The organism is Homoserinibacter gongjuensis (assembly GCF_030161875.1).
Taxonomy (GTDB): domain Bacteria; phylum Actinomycetota; class Actinomycetes; order Actinomycetales; family Microbacteriaceae; genus Homoserinibacter; species Homoserinibacter gongjuensis.
This window is the reverse complement of record NZ_BSVA01000001.1, coordinates 2,593,923-2,611,067: the sequence shown is the minus strand read 5'-3', so window position 1 is coordinate 2,611,067 and position 17,145 is coordinate 2,593,923. Positions and strand designations below refer to the sequence as shown.

Sequence of the window (17,145 nt, the reverse complement as noted above, 5' to 3'; positions counted from 1 at the left end):
GGCAAGCCTAAGCCTGTCGCGACTGCGCGGGCCGGTCGATTTATCTCGATATCAAGATACCTTACGCGGTTTCCGCGGGCCCCGCCTCCGACGCGCCGGTCCAGGCGCTACGGATGAGCAGCCACGTCACCCAGAGCACGATCGCGTAGGGCGGGATGCCGAGAAGCAGCTTGACGGTGGCCAAGCCGGCCGCGTCATCGGCGAGATACAACGGCACCTCGACGGCCAAGCGGAGCGCGGGGAGCGCCGCCCAGAGCATGGTCGCGATCACGGCGACGCGCACCTTCGCCGGGTCCGCGCGCCACGCGGAGTCTCCCGTCAACAGCCCCACCATCACGCCGATGAGCGGTCGACGCACGGCAAGGCTCACGAGCATCGCGACGAGCAGCACGACGTTGATGATGAGCCCGGGAAGGAAGTTGTCGGATGCCCGCCCGCTCAGCAGGGCGAGCCCGGCCGACACTCCCACGCCGAGGGCGCCCACGACGGCCGTCATGACGGGCTGTCGCGCGGCGATGCGCACGACGATGAAGACGACGGCGATCGCGAGCGGTGCGAGCACCGAGGGCACGAGCTGCTGCGTGATCGTGTAGACCACGAGGAAGAGCAGCGGGGGCAGGATCGACTCCACGAGGCCCCGGATGCCGCCCACGGCCGCCAGCAGCGCCGCGGCGGAGGGCGCCTCCCCGGCTTCACATGCCCGAGCCCCGATCGGCGGGCCGCCGCGGCGACCGCATCCGAGAACGACGGCGCGGTCTCCTCGGGCTCGATGGGCTGCTCGAGGTCGTCGGGCTCGCGACCCATCAGGTCTGCGCGCCCGGCTGCACGTTCGCGGGAACCGTGAGCGGGATCAGGTCGCGGGGCGGCATCGGAGTGGTGCCGCGCACCACGACGATGCTGCGGAAGAGGTCCTCGACCTGGGCCGCGGCGCCCGGGTCGACGGCGCCCTTTCCGCTGATGACGCCGCGCAGGAACCAACGGGGGCCGTCGACGCCGATGAAGCGCGCGATCCGCACGCCGGGTGCGTTGCCGGCGGGCGCCGGGATCTCGGCGCGCAATTCCGGCCCGAACGGCCCGTCGACCGCCTGGGTCGACCCGCCCTGGCGGGAGATCTGCTCGACGATCTGCTCACGGATCTCGTGCCACAGGCCGCTCGTGCGCGGCGCCGCGAAGGGCTGAACCTGCAGGGTCGACTCCGCGTAGTCGAGGGCGACGGCGACGACGCGCTTGCTGCCCTCCTCGATCTCCAGCCGGAGTGCGAGGTCGGGTCGCGGCAGGATCTTCACTCCGCCGAGGTCGACGTACGGGCGCACGCTGTTGGCTTCGGCGACGTCGAGCGGACCATTGGTCTCGCGGTCGTCGGGGGCCGACTTGGGGTGATCGATGGGAGCGTCGTCGTGAGGCGCGTCGCTCATGGGGTTCCTCCTCGGGTCGAGTAGCCGGTGGAGCCGAAGCCGCCCTCGCCGCGGTCGGAGCCGGGAAGGCGCTCGACCGGGATGAAGCGGGCTCGGCTCACCGGCATCACGATGAGCTGTGCGATGCGGTCGCCCGCCGAGATGCTGTAGCTCTCGCGGGCGTCGGTGTTGAGCAGGGTCACTCGTATCTCGCCGCGGTAGCCCGCGTCGACGGTGCCCGGGCTGTTGACGATCGTGATGCCGTGTTTGGCGGCGAGGCCGCTGCGGGGCACCACGAAGGCGACGTATCCATCGGGCAGAGCGATCGCGACGCCCGTGCCGACTGTCGCGCGCTGGCCGGGAGCCAGCACGATGTCGTCGGTCGACACGAGGTCGGCACCGGCGTCGCCGGGGTGCGCGTAGGCGGGCGCCACATCGGCGCGCAGCAGTACCTCGACGGACTCGGTCACTCCACGAGGGTAGTCCATGGTCGAATGGACCCGATGACCTACCGCGAACGGCTGTGGCCGGCCCCTGGATCTTTCTCGCGACCGCGCTCGTGATCCCCGCGTCGCTGCTCGTATTCCTGCCGATCTCGACGACCGCCGGGTGGATCGTGGCCGTCGTGCTGTACGGCCTCATCGTCGCGACGCTCCTCGTGACCACCCCGACCGTCGAGGTCGCCGACGGCGAGCTGCGTGCCGGGCGCGCCCGACTGCCGCTCGCGGTCGTGGGGGTGTGCGTGCCGCGCACGGTGCGGATGCCGTGCAGGAACGCGGCGTCCGGCTGCACGCCGACGCGTGGCTGCTGATCCGCGGCTGGATCCCCGACGTCGTGCGCGTGGAGCTCGACGATCCGCAGGATCCGACGCCGTACTGGATCATCTCCAGCCGGCGGGCAGACGAGCTGGCCGCGGCGATCGCGGGTGCGGCCGACTGATGTCCACGCCCGCTATGCGGGCTACTCGATCAGCGGAGGATCAGCCTCAGGCCGCGCACTCGATGCAGATCGGCCCGAGGTCGGTCTTGTGGTCGAACTGCGACTGATGCTTCACGAGGAAGCAGCTCACACAGGTGAACTCGTCCTCCTGCGGAGGCAGCACGACCACATCCAGGTCGAGGTCGGACAGATCCTGGCCGGCGAGCTCGAAACCCGGGTTGTCGGCGTCATCCACGTCGACCACGCCCGACAGCTTGTCGGGCACACGCTCCTGGAGGGCCTGGATCGACTCAGTGTCGTCGTCGGTCTTCCGAGGGGCGTCGTAATCGGTAGCCATTCCCATCCATTTCCATCGCTGTGTGCGTGTGAAGCGGCGTCAGTCTGCATCATCGAGGTCGCAAGCGCAAACCCTCCCAGGCCGCTCTCAGGAAGCCTGATCACCGCTGCCAGTGCAACTCGCGGCGCGCCCGCGTTATTCCCGGGTTCCGGGCGCTGTCCGTGGCATCCTGACCTCGAATCATGACGGCTGGAGGTCGTTCCGCATGCAAGAGCTCAAGGTCATCGGAGTCGAGAACGGTTCGCTCCTGGTCGCCTCGGACGACGGTGCCCAGTACCGCGTCGAGGTCGACGAGACCGTGCAGTCCCGGCTGCGCGCCTCGATGCCCGACCCGGGACCCCTGCGCCGCCTCGCTCCGCGCGAGATCCAGGCTCAGATCCGGGCGGGGATGACGGCCGAGGACGTGGCACGCGTGACGGGCGCCTCGCTCGAGTACATCAAGCGCTTCGAGGGCCCCGTGCTCGCCGAGCGCGAGTACGTCGTCGAGTCGGCCCTCAACGTGCCCGTGCACATCGCCGTCGAGACCGACCCGCTCGCGTCGGGAGCCACGTTCGGTTCCGTGATCCGAGAACGCCTTGCCGAGGCCGGCGCCACGGGCGAGCGCTGGGCGAGCTGGAAGGAGCAGGGCGGCGGCTGGATCGTCAAGCTCACCTTCACCGCCGCTGAGATCGCTCGCGACGCCCGGTGGGGCTTCGAGCCCAAGAAGCAGTCGCTGCAGCCCCTCAACCAGGAGGCCGTGCAGCTCTCGCAACAGGGCGAGCTTCCCCGAGCCTCATCCCGCGCCTGCGCGCCGTGCCCCTCGACGAGCGCGAGGACGCCCGCTTCGATTCGGGCGCCTTCGCCGTCGAACCCGAGGGCGACGGAAGCACGGTGACCCCGGTCGAGTTCACCCAGCTCGAGTTCGGCGGCCGTCCGCCCGCCACGGACGAGCCCAGCGGAACGCACCACACCGCCGATCTGCTCGAAGCGCTGCGGCGCCGACGGGGCGAGCGCGAGCCGCTCGAGCTCGACGATGTGGATCCCGGGCTCGCGTCGCATCCCTCGACAGGTGTCGTGAAGCTCGTCGACGTGCCGCTCGATGGGGTGCCCGACGAGCCGGTTCCTGCCAACTTCACCTCCGCCCCGACCGCGAAGGCGTCCGGATCCTCCGGCGCCACCGGTCCGCTCGGCAAACGGCGCGGTCGTGCCTCGATGCCGAGTTGGGACGAGATCGTCTTCGGCGCACGCAGCGACGACGAGTAGCTCATCCGCCGCTCATCCCGCGGCGAAGGCTCCGAAACGCAGCAAGGGGACCGCGGTCTCGGCGGCGGTGAGCGAACCGTGCTGGCCGATCATGCCGCGCGCCCGATCGTCGGGATCGGTGTAGTAGGCGTGATCTGCGCGCGCCGCGACAAGCACCTCGCCGATGCGGGGCAGCACCTCGGCGTCGACGTCGCCGAACCAGCCGGCAGCGATCGCCTCCTCGCGCGTCGCGATCCACGCGCGCTTCCCCTCGCTCGCACGCCACCGCTCGGCCACCGCGTCGACGGCGACCCCGGGGTCCAGGTGCAGCTGCAGGCAGCGCGGCTCCCCCGCGATGTGACGCACGCCGTCGAGCAGGGCGGGCGCCACGATGCGGTGCGCGTGCTCGGGCACGTCGACCATGCCGTGGTCTGCCGTCAGCACGAGCCCGTGCCTCGCGCCGAGCAAGGCGATGACACCCGCGATCTCTGCATCGAGAGCCTCGAGGGCCTCGACCCACTCGCTCGACGCGATGCCCTTCGCGTGGCCCGCGACATCCAGATCCGGCACGTAGGAGTAGATGAGCGCGGGGCCCGTCTCCTCGAACGCCCCCGCAGCGCCGCGGTGCGGCTGTCGGCATCCGCTGCGCCCGCGAATCGGGCTCCGCGCAGAACGGCGCGTGTGAACTCCGACTCGGCGTACCGCGGATGTGCGATCGCCACCGAGCGCACCCCTCGGCCGCGGCGCGCTCGAACAGCGTCGGCATTCGCTGCCAAACCGCGGGATCAAGCCCCTCCCAGCCGCTCAGCTGATTGACGACGCGATCGTTGCCCGGATCGTAGACGCGATAGCCGACGAGCCCGTGCCGTCCGGCGGGCTCCCCGTCGTCAGGGTCGCGAGAGCGGCGACGGTCGTGGTCGGGAAGCCGGCGCCGATCGCGGGATCGTGCGGCAGGCGCCGAGCCAGGGTGCGTGCATGGCCCGCATGCGTGGTGAGCGGGCCGTGCCCCAGGCCGTCGACCACGAACACGACAGCCTTCTCGACCGGTGGCAGCCCCATCCGCCCGGCTCGCCCGGCGATCGCGTCGAGACAATTCGGCACGACGTCCGCGAGGCTCCGCTGATGCGTTTTCGCCGCCGGTAGCATGGCGACGATCCTATGACTCCGCCCGCATCTCCCTCTGATTCCCGAACCTCGACCTCGGGCGCGAACGCGTCCAGTTTCCCCGGCGAACGCATCGAAGACATCGATGTCGCAACCGAGATGCAGGGGTCGTTCCTCGAGTACGCGTACTCGGTGATCTACTCGCGCGCGCTGCCCGATGCGCGCGACGGACTCAAGCCGGTGCAGCGCCGCATCCTGTACCAGATGAACGAGATGGGCCTGCGCCCCGACCGCGGCCACGTCAAGTCGGCGCGTGTCGTGGGCGACGTCATGGGTCGCCTGCACCCGCACGGTGACACCGCGATCTACGACGCCCTCGTGCGCTTGGCGCAGGACTTCACGATGCGCGTGCCGCTCGTGGACGGACACGGCAACTTCGGCTCCCTCGACGACGGGCCGGCGGCACCCCGCTACACCGAGGCGCGCATGCAGGCCGCCGCCCTCGCGCTTGTCGAGTCGCTCGACGAGGACGTCGTCGACTTCGTCCCGAACTACGACAACCAACTCACCCAGCCCTCCGTGCTGCCCGCGGCGTATCCGAACCTGCTCGTGAACGGCGCGAGCGGCATCGCGGTCGGCATGGCCACCAACATGGCGCCCCACAACCTCATCGAGGTCGTCGGCGCCGCCCGCCACCTGCTCGAGAACCCCGATGCCACGCTCGAGGAGCTCATGGCGTACGTGCCGGGCCCCGACCTGCCCACGGGCGGCACGATCGTGGGGCTCGACGGCATCCGCGACGCCTACGCGACCGGGCGCGGCTCGTTCAAGACCCGCGCGAAGGTGTCGATCGAGCAGCTGTCGGCGCGCCGCTCGGGACTCGTGGTGACCGAGCTTCCGTACCTCGTGGGGCCCGAGAAGGTCATCGAGAAGATCAAGGACGGCGTCACCAGCAAGAAGATCACCGGCATCTCGGATGTCACCGACCTGACGGATCGCAAGAACGGCCTGCGGCTCGTCATCGGCATCAAGACCGGTTTCTCGCCGGAGGCCGTGCTCGAGCAGCTCTATCGGCTCACGCCGCTCGAGGACGGTTTCTCGATCAACAACGTCGCCCTCGTCGAGGGGCGTCCGCAGACGCTCGGGCTGCGTGAGCTGCTGCGGGTCTACCTGGATCACCGCATCCAGGTCGTGACGCGGCGTTCCCAGTACCGGCTCGCTCGACGCCAGGAGCGCCTGCACCTCGTCGAGGGACTGCTCATCGCGATCCTCGACATCGACGAGGTCATCCAGGTCATTCGCACGAGCGACGACACGGCCCAGGCCCGCACGCGGCTCATGGAGGTGTTCGACCTCTCCCAGGTGCAGGCCGAGTACATCCTCGAACTGCAGCTGCGCCGGCTCACCAAGTTCAGCCGGATCGAGCTCGAGACCGAACGCGACAAGCTGCGCGCCGAGATCGCCGAACTGGAGGCGCTGCTGGCGGACCCGGCTCGCATCCGCGCGAAGGTGAGCGAGGAGCTCGACGAGGTCGCCGAGCGGTTCGGCACGCCCCGTCGCACGTTGCTCACCGAGGCGGGCGCGAACGTCGCCGCGACGGCGTCGTCGCGCAAGGCGGCGTCGGGAGTCTCGCTCGAGATCCCGGATACCCCCACGCTCGTGGTGCTCTCGACCACCGGGCGCGCCGTGCGCATCGACCTGCCCGAGGGCGCAGAGACACCGGTCGCGTCCAGCCGTCGATCCAAGCACGACGCGATCCTCTCGACGGTTCGCGGCACGACGCGGGGCGAGCTCGGGGCGATCACCTCGCGTGGGCGACTCATCCGCTTCACCCCCGTGGATCTGCCCTCGGTGCCGGCCAACTCGGTGCAGCTGGCCGCGGGCGCGCGCATCGGCGACTACCTCGGCATCGCCGACAAGAAGGAGCGCGTGCTGGGCCTCGTCTCGCTGGTCTCCGAGGAGCCGATCACGCTCGGCACCCGGCAAGGCGTCGTGAAGCGAGTGGCGCCAGGTGGCTACCCCAACCGTCCCGACTTCGAGGTGATCTCCTCAAGGCGGGCGACGAGGTGGTGGGCGCGGGCCAGGGCCCGGACTCGCTCGAACTCGTCTTCGTGACCTCCGACGCGCAGCTGCTGCACTTCTCGGCCGCCGCTGTGCGGCCGCAGGGCGCCGCAGCGGGCGGCATGGCCGGCATCAACCTCTCCGGCGGTGCAGAAGTCATCTTCTTCGGCGCCGTGGAGCCGGCGGATGCCGTGGTCGTCACGCTCTCGACGCCCACCGGAACGCTGCCCGGAACGGATGCGGGGCGCGCCAAGGTCTCGCAGTTCGCCGAGTTCCCGGGCAAGGGCCGCGCCACGGGTGGCGTGCGCGCCCACGCGTTCCTCAAGGGCGAGGACTCTCTCGCCCTCGCCTGGGTCGGCCCGGCGCCCGCTCTCGCCGTGTCAAGCGACGGTGCCGCGCGCACGCTGCCGGACGCCGGCGCCAAGCGCGACGCCTCCGGCACCCCGCTCGACGGGGTCGTCGGATCGATCGGGCGGGCGCTCTAGCAGCTAGACGTCGACGCGCGAGCGGTCGAGTCCCTGCCCCGCGATGATGAAGTCCTTGCGCGGCGCCACCTCGTTGCCCATGAGCAGCTCGAAGACCCGGTTGGCCGCATCCGCATCCTCGACGCGCACGCGGCGCAAGGTGCGGTGTGCACGGCTCATCGTCGTCTCGGCGAGCTGGTCGGCATCCATCTCCCCCAGGCCCTTGTAGCGCTGGATCGGATCCTGGTAGCGCTTGCCCTGCTTCTTGAGCGTGGCGAGCACCGACTGCAACTCCTGCTCCGAGTAGGTGTAGATCACGTCGTTGGGCTTCGAGCCCGGGTTCATCGCCACGACCCGGTGCAGGGGCGGCACGGCCGCGAACACCCGACCGTCTTCGATCATGGGTCGCATGTAGCGGAAGAACAGCGTCAGCAGCAGCGTGCGGATATGCGCGCCGTCGACATCCGCGTCGCTCATGATGATGACCTTGCCGTAGCGCGCCGCCTCGAGGTCGAAACTGCGGCCCGAGCCCGCCCCGATCACCTGGATGATCGACGCGCATTCGGCGTTGCCGAGCATGTCGGCCACCGAGGCCTTCTGCACGTTGAGGATCTTGCCCCGGATGGGCAACAGAGCCTGGTGCTCGGAGTCGCGCGCGAGCTTCGCGGTGCCGAGCGCGGAATCGCCCTCGACGATGAACAACTCGGTATCGGCGATGTCGTTCGAGCGGCAGTCGACGAGCTTCGCCGGCAACGACGAGCTCTCGAGCGCGTTCTTGCGCCGCTGGGTCTCCTTGTGGGCGCGCGCGGAGATACGCGACTTCATCTCGGCAACGACCTTGTCGAGCACCAGTGCGGACTGCGTCTTGTCGTCGCGCTTGCTGCTCGCGAAGCGCGCCTGCATGCCCGTCGTGATCGCCTTCGAGACGATCGCCCGCACGGCAGGGGTGCCGAGCACCTCCTTGGTCTGCCCCTCGAACTGCGGCTCGGGCAGACGCACCGTGAGCACCGCCGTGAGGCCCGCGAACACGTCGTCCTTCTCGAGCTTGTCGGAGCCGGCCTTCAGGCGCCGCGCGTTCTTCTCCACCTCGGCGCGCAGGAACTTGAGGAGACCCTGCTCGAAGCCCGACTGATGGGTGCCGCCCTTGGGTGTCGCGATGATGTTCACGAAGCTCTTGACGACGGTGTCGTACCCGGTTCCCCAGCGCAACGCCAGGTCGACCTCGCACTCGCGGTGCAACTCGGTGGGCACCATGTGCCCGTTCTCCTGCAGCACGGGAACCGTCTCGCTGTAGGCGCCGGTGCCCTGGATGCGCCACACATCGGTGATTCCCGCATCCGGCGCGAGGTGTTCGACGAACTCGCTGATGCCGCCCTCGAAGCGGAACATCGCGGTCGTGGGCTCCTCGCCGCGCTCGTCGCGGATCTCGATGCCGAGCCCCGGCACGAGGAACGCGGTCTGCCGCGCGCGCCCCAACAGGTCCTCGGTCTGGAACCCGGCCCCCTTGGTGAAGATCTGGCGGTCCGCCCAATAGCGGATGCGCGTGCCGGTGACGCCCTTGGCGACCTTGCCGACGACACGCAGTTCGCTCCCCGACACGAAGGGGGTGAACGGGGCATCGGGACTCGGGGTACCCGCGTCCGCGAACACGCCCGGCTCGCCGCGGTGGAACGACATCGCCCACGTCTTGCCGTCGCGGTCGACTTCCACATCCAGCCGCTCCGAGAGGGCGTTGACGACCGAGGCGCCCACGCCGTGCAGGCCTCCCGACGACGTGTACGAGCCGCTTCCGAACTTGCCGCCCGCGTGCAGCTTCGTGAAGACCACCTCGACACCCGAGAGCCCCGTCTTGGGCTCGATGTCGACCGGGATGCCGCGCGCGCGGTCGCGCACCTCGACCGACTCGTCGGGGTGCAGGATCACATCGATCTGGCTGCCGTAGCCACCGAGCGCCTCGTCGACGGAGTTGTCGATGATCTCCCACAGGCAGTGCATGAGGCCGCGCGAGTCGGTGGACCCGATGTACATGCCTGGCCGCTTGCGAACCGCCTCGAGACCCTCGAGAACGGAGAGATGGCGCGCGGAGTAGTCGGTCACTTCATGAGCTTAACCGGGGCGCCCACACCGCCCGGGAGGCGCACGGAGCCCGGAGGAGTCAACCGCCGAACTGCTGAACCCAGTAGATGGTTCCATTGCTTGCGGCCGCGGAGCAGGAACCCATCATCGTGTATTGGGCATTCAAGATGTTGGCGCGGTGGCCCGTCGAACCCATCCAGCCGTTGACCACGGCTGATGCAGTTCCGTAGCCATAGGCCACATTCTCACCCCACCGTGCGAAGCCGCCGGCAAACGTGCTGTGCGGATTCACGGACAGGTCGCTGTTGATCGATGCCAGATGCTCCGCCCAGGTGCAGGATCGGGACGCGAGGGTGCCATTCCACGAGAGTCCCGGCAGCCCGTTCGCGGCGCGGGCGGCGTTGGTATGGGTGAGCACCGCGGAACCGCCGCCGCCTCCACCGGCTCCTCCGCCCCCGAACGGCGGGCCGGAGGCGGAGGCGGCACCCAGGCGTCGGCCACCGCCGGAGACGTCGCGGCCTCCTTCTCGGCGAGCGGCTCGGTGACGCTGAGCGGTGTCGCCGACAGCGGCCCGACCGGATCGACGATGGGGTCCTCATCGGCGCGCACGGTGTCGGCGATCGTGGTGTGCACGACCCCGCCGGTGCCTCCCGTGAGCAACGCAGCTGCAACGAAGACGGCGGCCGCGATCCCCGCGCCGCCCGCGGGCCAGCGCGAGCGCAGTCGGGCGCGCAAGGACTCCCCCGTATCCCCCATCCGCACAGGGTAATGGCACAAGCTCGGCGAGCGGGAGTGCCGATTCGGTACGCGGACAGCGAAATGCCCCGCCGCATCCGGAAAGCTCAGGCTGCTCATGCTTACATGGGTGTCATCGCACCAACCGCGACCCGAGGGAAGGAGCAGGACATGTCTCAGATCACGACCGACGACACCGTCGAGCTGGAGCGCCCCGCCCTCACGGCTCTCGACCGCTGCGACCTGTGCGGCGCCCAGGCCTATGTGCGCGTGACGCTCGCCTCCGGTGAGCTGCTGTTCTGCGCCCACCACGGCACCGCCTACAAGCCGAAGCTCATCGAGACCGCCCTCGAGTGGCACGACGAGACGGCCCGCCTCGCGGAGTCCGTCGCTGGCTGACGAGGCCCCGGCGTCGTCGAGCGGATTGCGGCGACGCGCCCTGATCGATCTCGAGGCGCTCGCCGCGAATCTGCGTGATGCGGATGCCGACCTGCTCGACGCGCGCGCGGACGCCTACGGGCACGGACTCGCGCTCGTCGCGCCGCTCGCGCGCGACGTCGGCATCGGCACACTGCTCGTCTCGACCGAGCGTGACGCCGCGACGGCGGCAGCCGCCGGCCACGAGGTCGTCATCGGACGGATGTCGGCAGCAGAGATTCCGGATGCCGCCATCGCGTTCGGCGTCGACGGCACGCACCGCCCCGTCATGACCGTGAGCGGCGAGCTCATCGCCACGAAGCACGTCCCCGCGGGAGCGGGTGTCTCGTACGGCTACACCTTCCGCACCTCGCGTCCCACCACGCTCGGCCTCGTCGGGCTCGGCTACGCCGACGGGATCCCCCGTCTCGGCTCCAATCGGGCACACCTCGCCATCGACGGCGCGCGGTATCCCCTCGTCGGCCGCATCGCGATGGACCAGTTCGTGATCGAACTGGGTGATGCCGAGGTGCACGCCGGTGCAGAGGTCGTCGTCTTCGGCGACCCGGCCGAGGGGCACCCACCGCGCGCGAGTGGGCCGCCTGGACAGAACGCACCCCGCTCGCCGTGACCGCCGGACTCGGCCATCGCATCCGGAGGGAGGCGCGATGAGCGAGCTCCGCGTACATCTGCCGGCATTCCGCCACAACGTCGCCACGCTCGCCGCGATCGCCGCTCCCGCTCGCACGATGCTCGCCGTCAAGGCCGAGGCGTATGGGCACGAGATGCTGCCCGTCGCCCGCGCGGCCCTCGAGGCCGGAGCCGACTCGCTCGCCGCACTCGAGGTACCCGCCGCGCTCGCGCTTCGCGACGCCGGCATCCGCGTGCCGATCTTCGCCTGGTTGCACGGCGCCGACACCGACTTCCGCGCGGCGATCGCGCAGCGGGTCGACCTCGGGGTCTCGTCGCGCGAGGAGCTCCACCGGATCACGGCGTCCACCGACGAGGGCGTCGCCGCGGTGCACCTCAAGATCGACACGGGCCTGCACCGCAACGGCGCGAGCGTCGAACAGTGGCCGGCGCTCGTGACGGACGCCCTCGCGGCCCGCGACGCCGGACGCATCCGCATCGCGGGCCTCTGGTCGCACCTGGCCGACGCCTCCCCCGAGGCGGATGCCGCCGCGCGCGCCGAGTTCGAGCGTGCGATCGCGGTGGCGGGCGAGCTCGGCGTGCCGCTCGAGGGCCCGGATCGACCACTGCTGCACCTCGCGGCGAGCTCCGCCGGCATCCGGGAACCCGAGGCGCGGTACGACCTCGTTCGATTCGGGATCGCCGCCTACGGTGTCTCGCCGTTCGACGACGTCGATGGACCCGGGCTCGGGCTCCGCGGCACGATGACGCTGCGCGCCGAGGTGCTCGCCGTCGCGGACGGCCGCGCCGTGCTCGACGTCGGTGCCGCCGACGGTCTGCCTCCTCGGTGCTCGGGGCGTCCGGAACCGGCGCAGAGGTCATGCTCGGCGGCCGCCGGGCACGCGTGCTCGCCGTCGACATCGACACCATGACGGTCGACGCGCCGACAGACGTCGCACCTGGTGACACCGCACTCGTCTACGGGCCCGGCGACTCCGGCGAGCCGACCGTCGAGCAGTGGGCCGCGTGGGCCGGCACGATCGGCGACGAGATCCTCGCGCGCTCCTCACGCCGGGTGGCGCGCGTCATCGAGGGCTGACCCGGCGCCCGAGACGCGCCCGCGCCCGGACCGAGCTGAGGGCCTCAGGCGACGCGACGGATGATGCCGAGCGGCGTCGACTCGTGACCCTGGCCGATGGGGTTGTCTTTGAGGATGCGACGTACGAGCTCCTGGTCGGCCTTCGTGAGTGTCGAGCCCAGCACGTTGCCGCCGATGTCGTTGATGTCGACGAGCAGCACCTCGGCACGGATGCCGTGGCTCGCGATGACGTCGCGGACGTGTTCCGAGGTCTGTCGCGGCTTGGCAGCCGTCAACACGACCATCTCGTCATAGGGCGGGATGGTCGGATAGCCCGGCCCATCGATGCCGCGCGCCTTCGGCCCCGCGATGCGGTAGAAGTCGCCCGAGCGGCGGAAGAGCTTCTTCGAGACCACCGAGACGGCGGCGGCGAACAGGATCCGCACCGTGCCGACCTCGCGGATCGCCATCTCCATGGTCTCGGGGATGCCGAGCCCGATGCCCCACGGCGTACGTACGACGCGCTTGGCGAGCCACACGGCGAGCGGCCGCGCATCCACCTCGGCCACCGGGTAGGCGCGCCCCTGCGAACCGGCCACCATCTTCTCGGTCATGAACAGCCAGTCGCCGTCGCGAAGCTCCCCGAGCGCGTACTTCTCGATCACCGGATCGAGCGGCTCGCCCGGCAGCACGACGTGCGTCTTGATCGGGATGCGCTCGTAGCGCGCCCCGTCGACCTCGACCTCGCGCGGCCGGGTGCGGTTCTCGTCGTAGGGGACGTCCACGCGCCGGCTTACTCGAGGTAGTCGCGCAGCGACTGCGAACGGGACGGGTGGCGCAGCTTCGCCATCGTCTTCGACTCGATCTGGCGGATGCGCTCACGCGTCACGCCGAAGGTGTCGCCGATCTGGTCGAGCGTCTTCGGCATCCCGTCGCCCAGGCCGAAGCGCATGCGGATGACTCCCGCCTCGCGCTCGGAGAGCGAGTCGAGCAGCGACTCGAGTTGCTTCTGCAGCATCGTGAAGCCCACCGCGTCGGCCGGCACGACCGCCTCGGTGTCCTCGATGAGGTCGCCGAACTCGCTGTCGCCGTCTTCACCGAGCGGCGTGTGCAGCGAGATCGGCTCGCGGCCGTACTTCTGCACCTCGATGACCTTCTCGGGGGTCATGTCGAGCTCGCGGCTGAGCTCCTCAGGCGTGGGCTCGCGGCCCAGATCCTGCAGCATCTGGCGCTGCACACGCGCGAGCTTGTTGATGACCTCGACCATGTGCACCGGGATGCGGATCGTGCGCGCCTGGTCGGCCATGGCACGCGTGATCGCCTGGCGGATCCACCAGGTGGCGTAGGTGGAGAACTTGAAGCCCTTGGTGTAGTCGAACTTCTCGACGGCGCGGATGAGGCCGAGGTTGCCTTCCTGGATGAGATCCAGGAATTGCATGCCGCGCCCCGTGTAGCGCTTGGCGAGCGACACCACGAGGCGCAGGTTGGCACCCAGCAGGTGGTTCTTGGCGCGCTGGCCGTCGCGCGCCACCCAGGAGAGCTCGCGGCCCAGCTGGCTGCGCTTCTCCTGGTCGGTCATCTGCGACAGCTTCTCCTCGGCGAAGAGGCCGGCCTCGATACGCATCGCGAGCTCGACCTCCTGCTCGGCGTTCAGGAGCGCGACCTTGCCGATCTGCTTGAGGTAGTCCTTGACCGGGTCGGCGGTGGCACCCGTGATCGCGGCCGAGTAGACGGGGACCTCGTCCTCGTCGTCGGTCATCGACAGGCGCAGCGCACCGGTCGGAAGCGGCTCGTCGCGCCCGGTGCTCTCCTCCTCGTCGTCGGCGTCCTCCTCGTCGGAGTCGCCCTCCTTGGCATCCGGGGTCTCGGCGGCGTCGTCATCGGGGGCGTCGTCGTCGGCGACCTCTTCGGCGGCGTCTTCGCCCGCGTCGAGCTCGCCCTCGAGAACCGGCTCCTCCTCGACGTCGTCGAGTTCCTCGTCGATCGCCTTGGCCTTCGCGGGCGACGCCTTGGAGGCGGCCGGCTTCTTGGCGGTGCTCTTCGCGGCCGTCTTGGTGGCGGGCGCCGCGGCCTTCGCGGCCGCGGCCTTCGCAGCGGGCTTCTTGGCGGCGGGCTTCTTCGCGGCTGCCGGAGCAGCTGCGGTCGACTTCGCAGCGGTCTTCGCCGCCGTCGTGGATGTGGTCGTCGTCGCCTTCGCGGGCGTGCGGTCGTCCTTGACCGTGTCCTTTGTCGACGAGGAGCGGGGGTGGCCATGCTGACCCCTTTCGCGGGTGGGGAGGTGCGTCTGGGCAGTACGTAGACCCGTGTCAAGTCCCCCGCGACCACCGGCCGGAACGGGTCCTGCCGAGGGCACGAGATACGGATTCGACCGGGTCTCGGTTATTTATTCTCGCACACGCGGCGGACGCTTCTTGCCGCGGGCGCTGATAAGTGCAACCCACAAGGGGGCGATGACTATTCCCGATTCCTCATACATGCGCCTCCTGGTGTGCGCTCGCTTCCACAGCAGACCGACCGTTCCGACGATCGCGATGAGGTAGGCGCTCAGAAATGCGATGCGGAAGCCGTCGAGGCTGTACAGATCGGACGCCGCCCCCTGCGCCACGCGCACCTCGTCGACGATGTCGAGCACGACGCCCACGAGCAGCATCCCGATGAACCCGCCGACGAAGCCGCCGGTGTTGGCGATGCCCGTGGCGGAGCCGTAGGCGTGCCGCGGGTTCGAGCTGCGTGCCACATCCAGCCCCACGAGCGACGCCGGCCCGCACACCCCCACCCCGAGGAAGAGCAGCGCGACGAGCCAGATGGGCGGCTGTGGCTGCCACAGCAGCACGACGGCCCAGATCGCGTAGACGCCCCACGTGATCGCGAGCACGAGGTCGCTGCGGCGCAGCGGATGTCGTGCGACGAGCAGCCCCACGATCGGTCCCGACACGAAGGTGCCGACCACCATGAGCACGAAGACCCCGGATGCCGTGCCCGGGTCGTAGCCGAGGCCGGCGGTGAGAAAGGGGTAACCCCACAGGATGCCGAGCATCGTGGGAACCGTTCCGGCGAGCAGGTGCGCCCAGAAGCCCAGCTGCGTGCCGGGCCGGCCGAAGCTCGCGCGCAGACCCAGCTCCGACGGCTCGATCGTGCGGATCTCGGCCGTCGTCACCCGGTCGGCTCCCCGTCGCAAGGTGGCGAGTCCGAGCCCGGCCGCGAGCAGCCCGGCGGCGGCGGCGAGCAGAAATGCCGGTGTCCAGCCCTGCAGGTGCAGCATGAGGGCGAAGGGGAAGGCCGAGACGATCTGCCCGAGCTGCCCCGTCATCCCGACCCACTGCGAGAGCTGCGGCAGGATGCGCCCCTCGAACCACCCGGGAAGCAGCCGGATGACGCTCACGAAGGTGAGGGCGTCGCCCGCTCCGACCAGCACACGTGCCACGAGCGCGAATCCGATGCCGCCCGACAGCGCCAGGAGTCCCTGCCCGACCGCCATCGTCACCGCCCCCACGATGATGAGCGGCGGCGCGCCGAAGCGGTCGGCGAGCACCCCCACCGGGATCTGCAGCACGGCGTAGACCACGATCTGCACCACTGCGACCACCGAGATCGCGGCGGCGTTGACCTCGAAACGATCCGTCGCATCCACACCCGCGACGCCGAACGAGGTGCGCTGCATGACGCCCACGAGATACGCGAAAGCGGCCCCGGCGAAGACGACCCAGGAGCGCGCGGAGTTCACGCGTTCAGGCTACGCGCGCGCGGGCCTGCGCGACGGGCGCTACGCGCGGGGTTCGTCGCGGCGCGAGGCGAGGAATCGCTCCAGCTCGGCCGCGATGGTGTCGGCGCTCGGCAGTTCCCCGTCTTCGTCGACGAGCGGCGAGGGCAGCGGATTCTCCTGCATGTAGCTGTCGTGACGCTCCTCGAGCGTGTGCACGAGCCGCTCGAGCTCGGGGTTGCCCGCGACCTGCTCCTCGACCTTCTGGGTGAACTCGCGACCCTCTTGACGCAGCTCGTCGGTCGGGAAGATGAGGCCCGTCGCGGCGCTGATCGACTCGAGCGCGGCCACGGCGGCGAGCGGGTACTCGGTGTCGGCCAGGTAGTGGGGCACGAGCAGCACGAAGCCGGCGATCGGATGCCCGACTTCCTGCATGCGGTACTCGAGCAGGTGCAGGGCGTTCCCCGGTACCTGCGTGCGCGGGCGCCAGACGGAGTACGCGTCCGCGAGGTCGGGGCGATTGCCGCTCACCGTCACGCCGATCGCGCGGGTGTGCGGGGTCGGCATCGGGATCGCGTTGATCCAGGTCGTGTCCGACACCTGGAAGAGGTCGACGAGCTCGAGGATGGCGCGCGTGAAGCCCTCCCAGCGGAAGTCGGGCTCGTAGCCGGTGAGCAGCAGGAACGGGCGGTGCAGCTCGTCCTCGATGAGCGAGAGCGACAGCCGGGCGGGCTCGTACTCCGACAGGTGGTCCTCGTCGAAGAACATGACCGGGCGGCGGGCGCGGTAGTCGAGCAGCTGGTCGTTGTCGAACACCACGAGCTCGCGCGCGACCGGCAGGCCCCGCATCAGCTCGGTGATCTGGGCGACGGCGGATCCGGAGTCGGTGAAGCCCGTCAGCCCGGCCACGAGATGCAGCCCGGGCGGAACGTCGGAGACGTCGCCGACGACCTCATACAGCGGGTTCGGATCCATGTCTTCGAGTGTAC

The 17,145-nt window shown here is 70.1% G+C and carries 19 protein-coding genes and 2 pseudogenes; 9 read left to right on the top strand and 12 right to left on the bottom strand.

Features of this window, described 5'->3' with window-relative positions:
* Positions 1–61 precede the first annotated feature (61 nt).
* From QQK29_RS14025 to dut, 3 genes are all read right to left on the bottom strand, one after another.
* Positions 62–652, bottom strand: coding sequence for a DUF3159 domain-containing protein (locus tag QQK29_RS14025; RefSeq protein WP_284301167.1), 591 nt, complete (start codon positions 650–652; stop codon positions 62–64).
* 151 nt (positions 653–803) lie between these two features.
* Positions 804–1,415 (bottom strand): DUF3710 domain-containing protein, encoded by a 612-nt coding sequence (locus QQK29_RS14020; RefSeq protein ID WP_284301165.1) that lies wholly within the window; start codon positions 1,413–1,415, stop codon positions 804–806.
* The gene (gene dut / locus QQK29_RS14015; RefSeq protein ID WP_431308704.1) at positions 1,412–1,882 is read right to left on the bottom strand and encodes a dUTP diphosphatase; all 471 of its coding nucleotides are present in this window, start codon (positions 1,880–1,882) and stop codon (positions 1,412–1,414) included. Before dut ends, QQK29_RS14020 begins: the two co-directional genes overlap by 4 nt.
* A 35-nt stretch (positions 1,883–1,917) precedes the next feature.
* Between dut and QQK29_RS14010 the strand changes: the two are divergent.
* A pseudogene (locus QQK29_RS14010) lies at positions 1,918–2,333 on the top strand (DUF3093 domain-containing protein).
* A gap of 46 nt (positions 2,334–2,379) precedes the next feature.
* On the opposite strand, the gene QQK29_RS14000 reads toward QQK29_RS14010, so the two are convergent.
* Positions 2,380–2,670, bottom strand: coding sequence for a DUF4193 domain-containing protein (locus QQK29_RS14000; protein WP_258797013.1), 291 nt, complete (start codon positions 2,668–2,670; stop codon positions 2,380–2,382).
* A gap of 205 nt (positions 2,671–2,875) precedes the next feature.
* On the opposite strand from QQK29_RS14000, the gene sepH reads away from it, so the two are divergent.
* Together sepH and QQK29_RS18120 are read left to right on the top strand one after the other, a co-directional pair.
* Entirely contained in the window at positions 2,876–3,544 is a 669-nt protein-coding gene (gene sepH, locus QQK29_RS18125; RefSeq protein ID WP_348533876.1) for a septation protein SepH, read from the top strand.
* On the top strand, positions 3,541–3,912 hold the full coding sequence (locus QQK29_RS18120) for a hypothetical protein (protein ID WP_348533875.1): 372 nt from the start codon (positions 3,541–3,543) through the stop codon (positions 3,910–3,912). Before sepH ends, QQK29_RS18120 begins: the two co-directional genes overlap by 4 nt.
* Positions 3,913–3,924: 12 nt before the next feature.
* On the opposite strand, the gene QQK29_RS13990 is transcribed toward QQK29_RS18120, so the two are convergent.
* Positions 3,925–4,680: an alkaline phosphatase family protein gene (locus QQK29_RS13990; protein WP_284301160.1), complete on the bottom strand. Its 756-nt coding sequence runs from the start codon at positions 4,678–4,680 to the stop codon at positions 3,925–3,927.
* A 15-nt stretch (positions 4,681–4,695) separates the two neighbouring features.
* A complete protein-coding gene (locus tag QQK29_RS13985; RefSeq protein WP_284301159.1) occupies positions 4,696–4,992 on the bottom strand; it encodes a hypothetical protein in 297 nt (98 codons plus the stop codon).
* A gap of 57 nt (positions 4,993–5,049) precedes the next feature.
* Here QQK29_RS13985 and QQK29_RS13980 point away from each other — a divergent pair.
* A pseudogene (locus tag QQK29_RS13980) lies at positions 5,050–7,541 on the top strand (DNA gyrase/topoisomerase IV subunit A).
* Positions 7,542–7,544: 3 nt separating this feature from the next.
* Here the strand turns inward: QQK29_RS13980 and QQK29_RS13975 are convergent.
* Positions 7,545–9,617, bottom strand: coding sequence for a DNA gyrase/topoisomerase IV subunit B (locus QQK29_RS13975; protein ID WP_284301158.1), 2,073 nt, complete (start codon positions 9,615–9,617; stop codon positions 7,545–7,547).
* 58 nt (positions 9,618–9,675) lie between these two features.
* Positions 9,676–10,014, bottom strand: a complete 339-nt coding sequence (locus QQK29_RS13970; RefSeq protein ID WP_284301157.1) for a CAP domain-containing protein — start codon at positions 10,012–10,014, stop codon at positions 9,676–9,678.
* On the opposite strand from QQK29_RS13970, the gene QQK29_RS13965 reads away from it, so the two are divergent.
* From QQK29_RS13965 to QQK29_RS13945, 5 genes are all read left to right on the top strand, one after another.
* Positions 10,003–10,365, top strand: coding sequence for a hypothetical protein (locus QQK29_RS13965; protein ID WP_284301156.1), 363 nt, complete (start codon positions 10,003–10,005; stop codon positions 10,363–10,365). The two genes, QQK29_RS13970 and QQK29_RS13965, sit on opposite strands and share 12 nt — an antisense overlap.
* A 137-nt stretch (positions 10,366–10,502) precedes the next feature.
* Positions 10,503–10,730 (top strand): DUF7455 domain-containing protein, encoded by a 228-nt coding sequence (locus QQK29_RS13960; RefSeq protein ID WP_284301155.1) that lies wholly within the window; start codon positions 10,503–10,505, stop codon positions 10,728–10,730.
* A gap of 25 nt (positions 10,731–10,755) precedes the next feature.
* Positions 10,756–11,379 carry an alanine racemase C-terminal domain-containing protein gene (locus tag QQK29_RS13955; protein ID WP_284301154.1) on the top strand — a complete coding sequence of 208 codons (624 nt, stop codon included), beginning with the start codon at positions 10,756–10,758 and terminating at the stop codon, positions 11,377–11,379.
* Positions 11,380–11,416: 37 nt separating this feature from the next.
* Entirely contained in the window at positions 11,417–12,310 is an 894-nt protein-coding gene (locus tag QQK29_RS13950) for an alanine racemase (RefSeq protein WP_284301153.1), read from the top strand.
* A complete protein-coding gene (locus tag QQK29_RS13945; protein ID WP_284301152.1) occupies positions 12,283–12,477 on the top strand; it encodes an alanine racemase C-terminal domain-containing protein in 195 nt (64 codons plus the stop codon). Before QQK29_RS13950 ends, QQK29_RS13945 begins: the two co-directional genes overlap by 28 nt.
* A 44-nt stretch (positions 12,478–12,521) precedes the next feature.
* Here QQK29_RS13945 and QQK29_RS13940 read toward each other — a convergent pair whose 3' ends face one another.
* Genes QQK29_RS13940 through QQK29_RS13925 form a run of 4 tightly spaced genes read right to left on the bottom strand, consistent with a single transcriptional unit; the run spans position 12,522 to position 17,131 of the window.
* Positions 12,522–13,241 (bottom strand): coenzyme F420-0:L-glutamate ligase, encoded by a 720-nt coding sequence (locus QQK29_RS13940; protein ID WP_284301151.1) that lies wholly within the window; start codon positions 13,239–13,241, stop codon positions 12,522–12,524.
* 8 nt (positions 13,242–13,249) lie between these two features.
* Positions 13,250–14,809, bottom strand: a complete 1,560-nt coding sequence (locus tag QQK29_RS13935) for an RNA polymerase sigma factor (RefSeq protein ID WP_284301150.1) — start codon at positions 14,807–14,809, stop codon at positions 13,250–13,252.
* A gap of 30 nt (positions 14,810–14,839) precedes the next feature.
* Positions 14,840–16,180 (bottom strand): MFS transporter, encoded by a 1,341-nt coding sequence (locus tag QQK29_RS13930; RefSeq protein ID WP_284301149.1) that lies wholly within the window; start codon positions 16,178–16,180, stop codon positions 14,840–14,842.
* Between the two features lie 39 nt (positions 16,181–16,219).
* Positions 16,220–17,131 carry a proteasome assembly chaperone family protein gene (locus QQK29_RS13925; protein ID WP_284301147.1) on the bottom strand — a complete coding sequence of 304 codons (912 nt, stop codon included), beginning with the start codon at positions 17,129–17,131 and terminating at the stop codon, positions 16,220–16,222.
* Positions 17,132–17,145 lie beyond the last annotated feature (14 nt).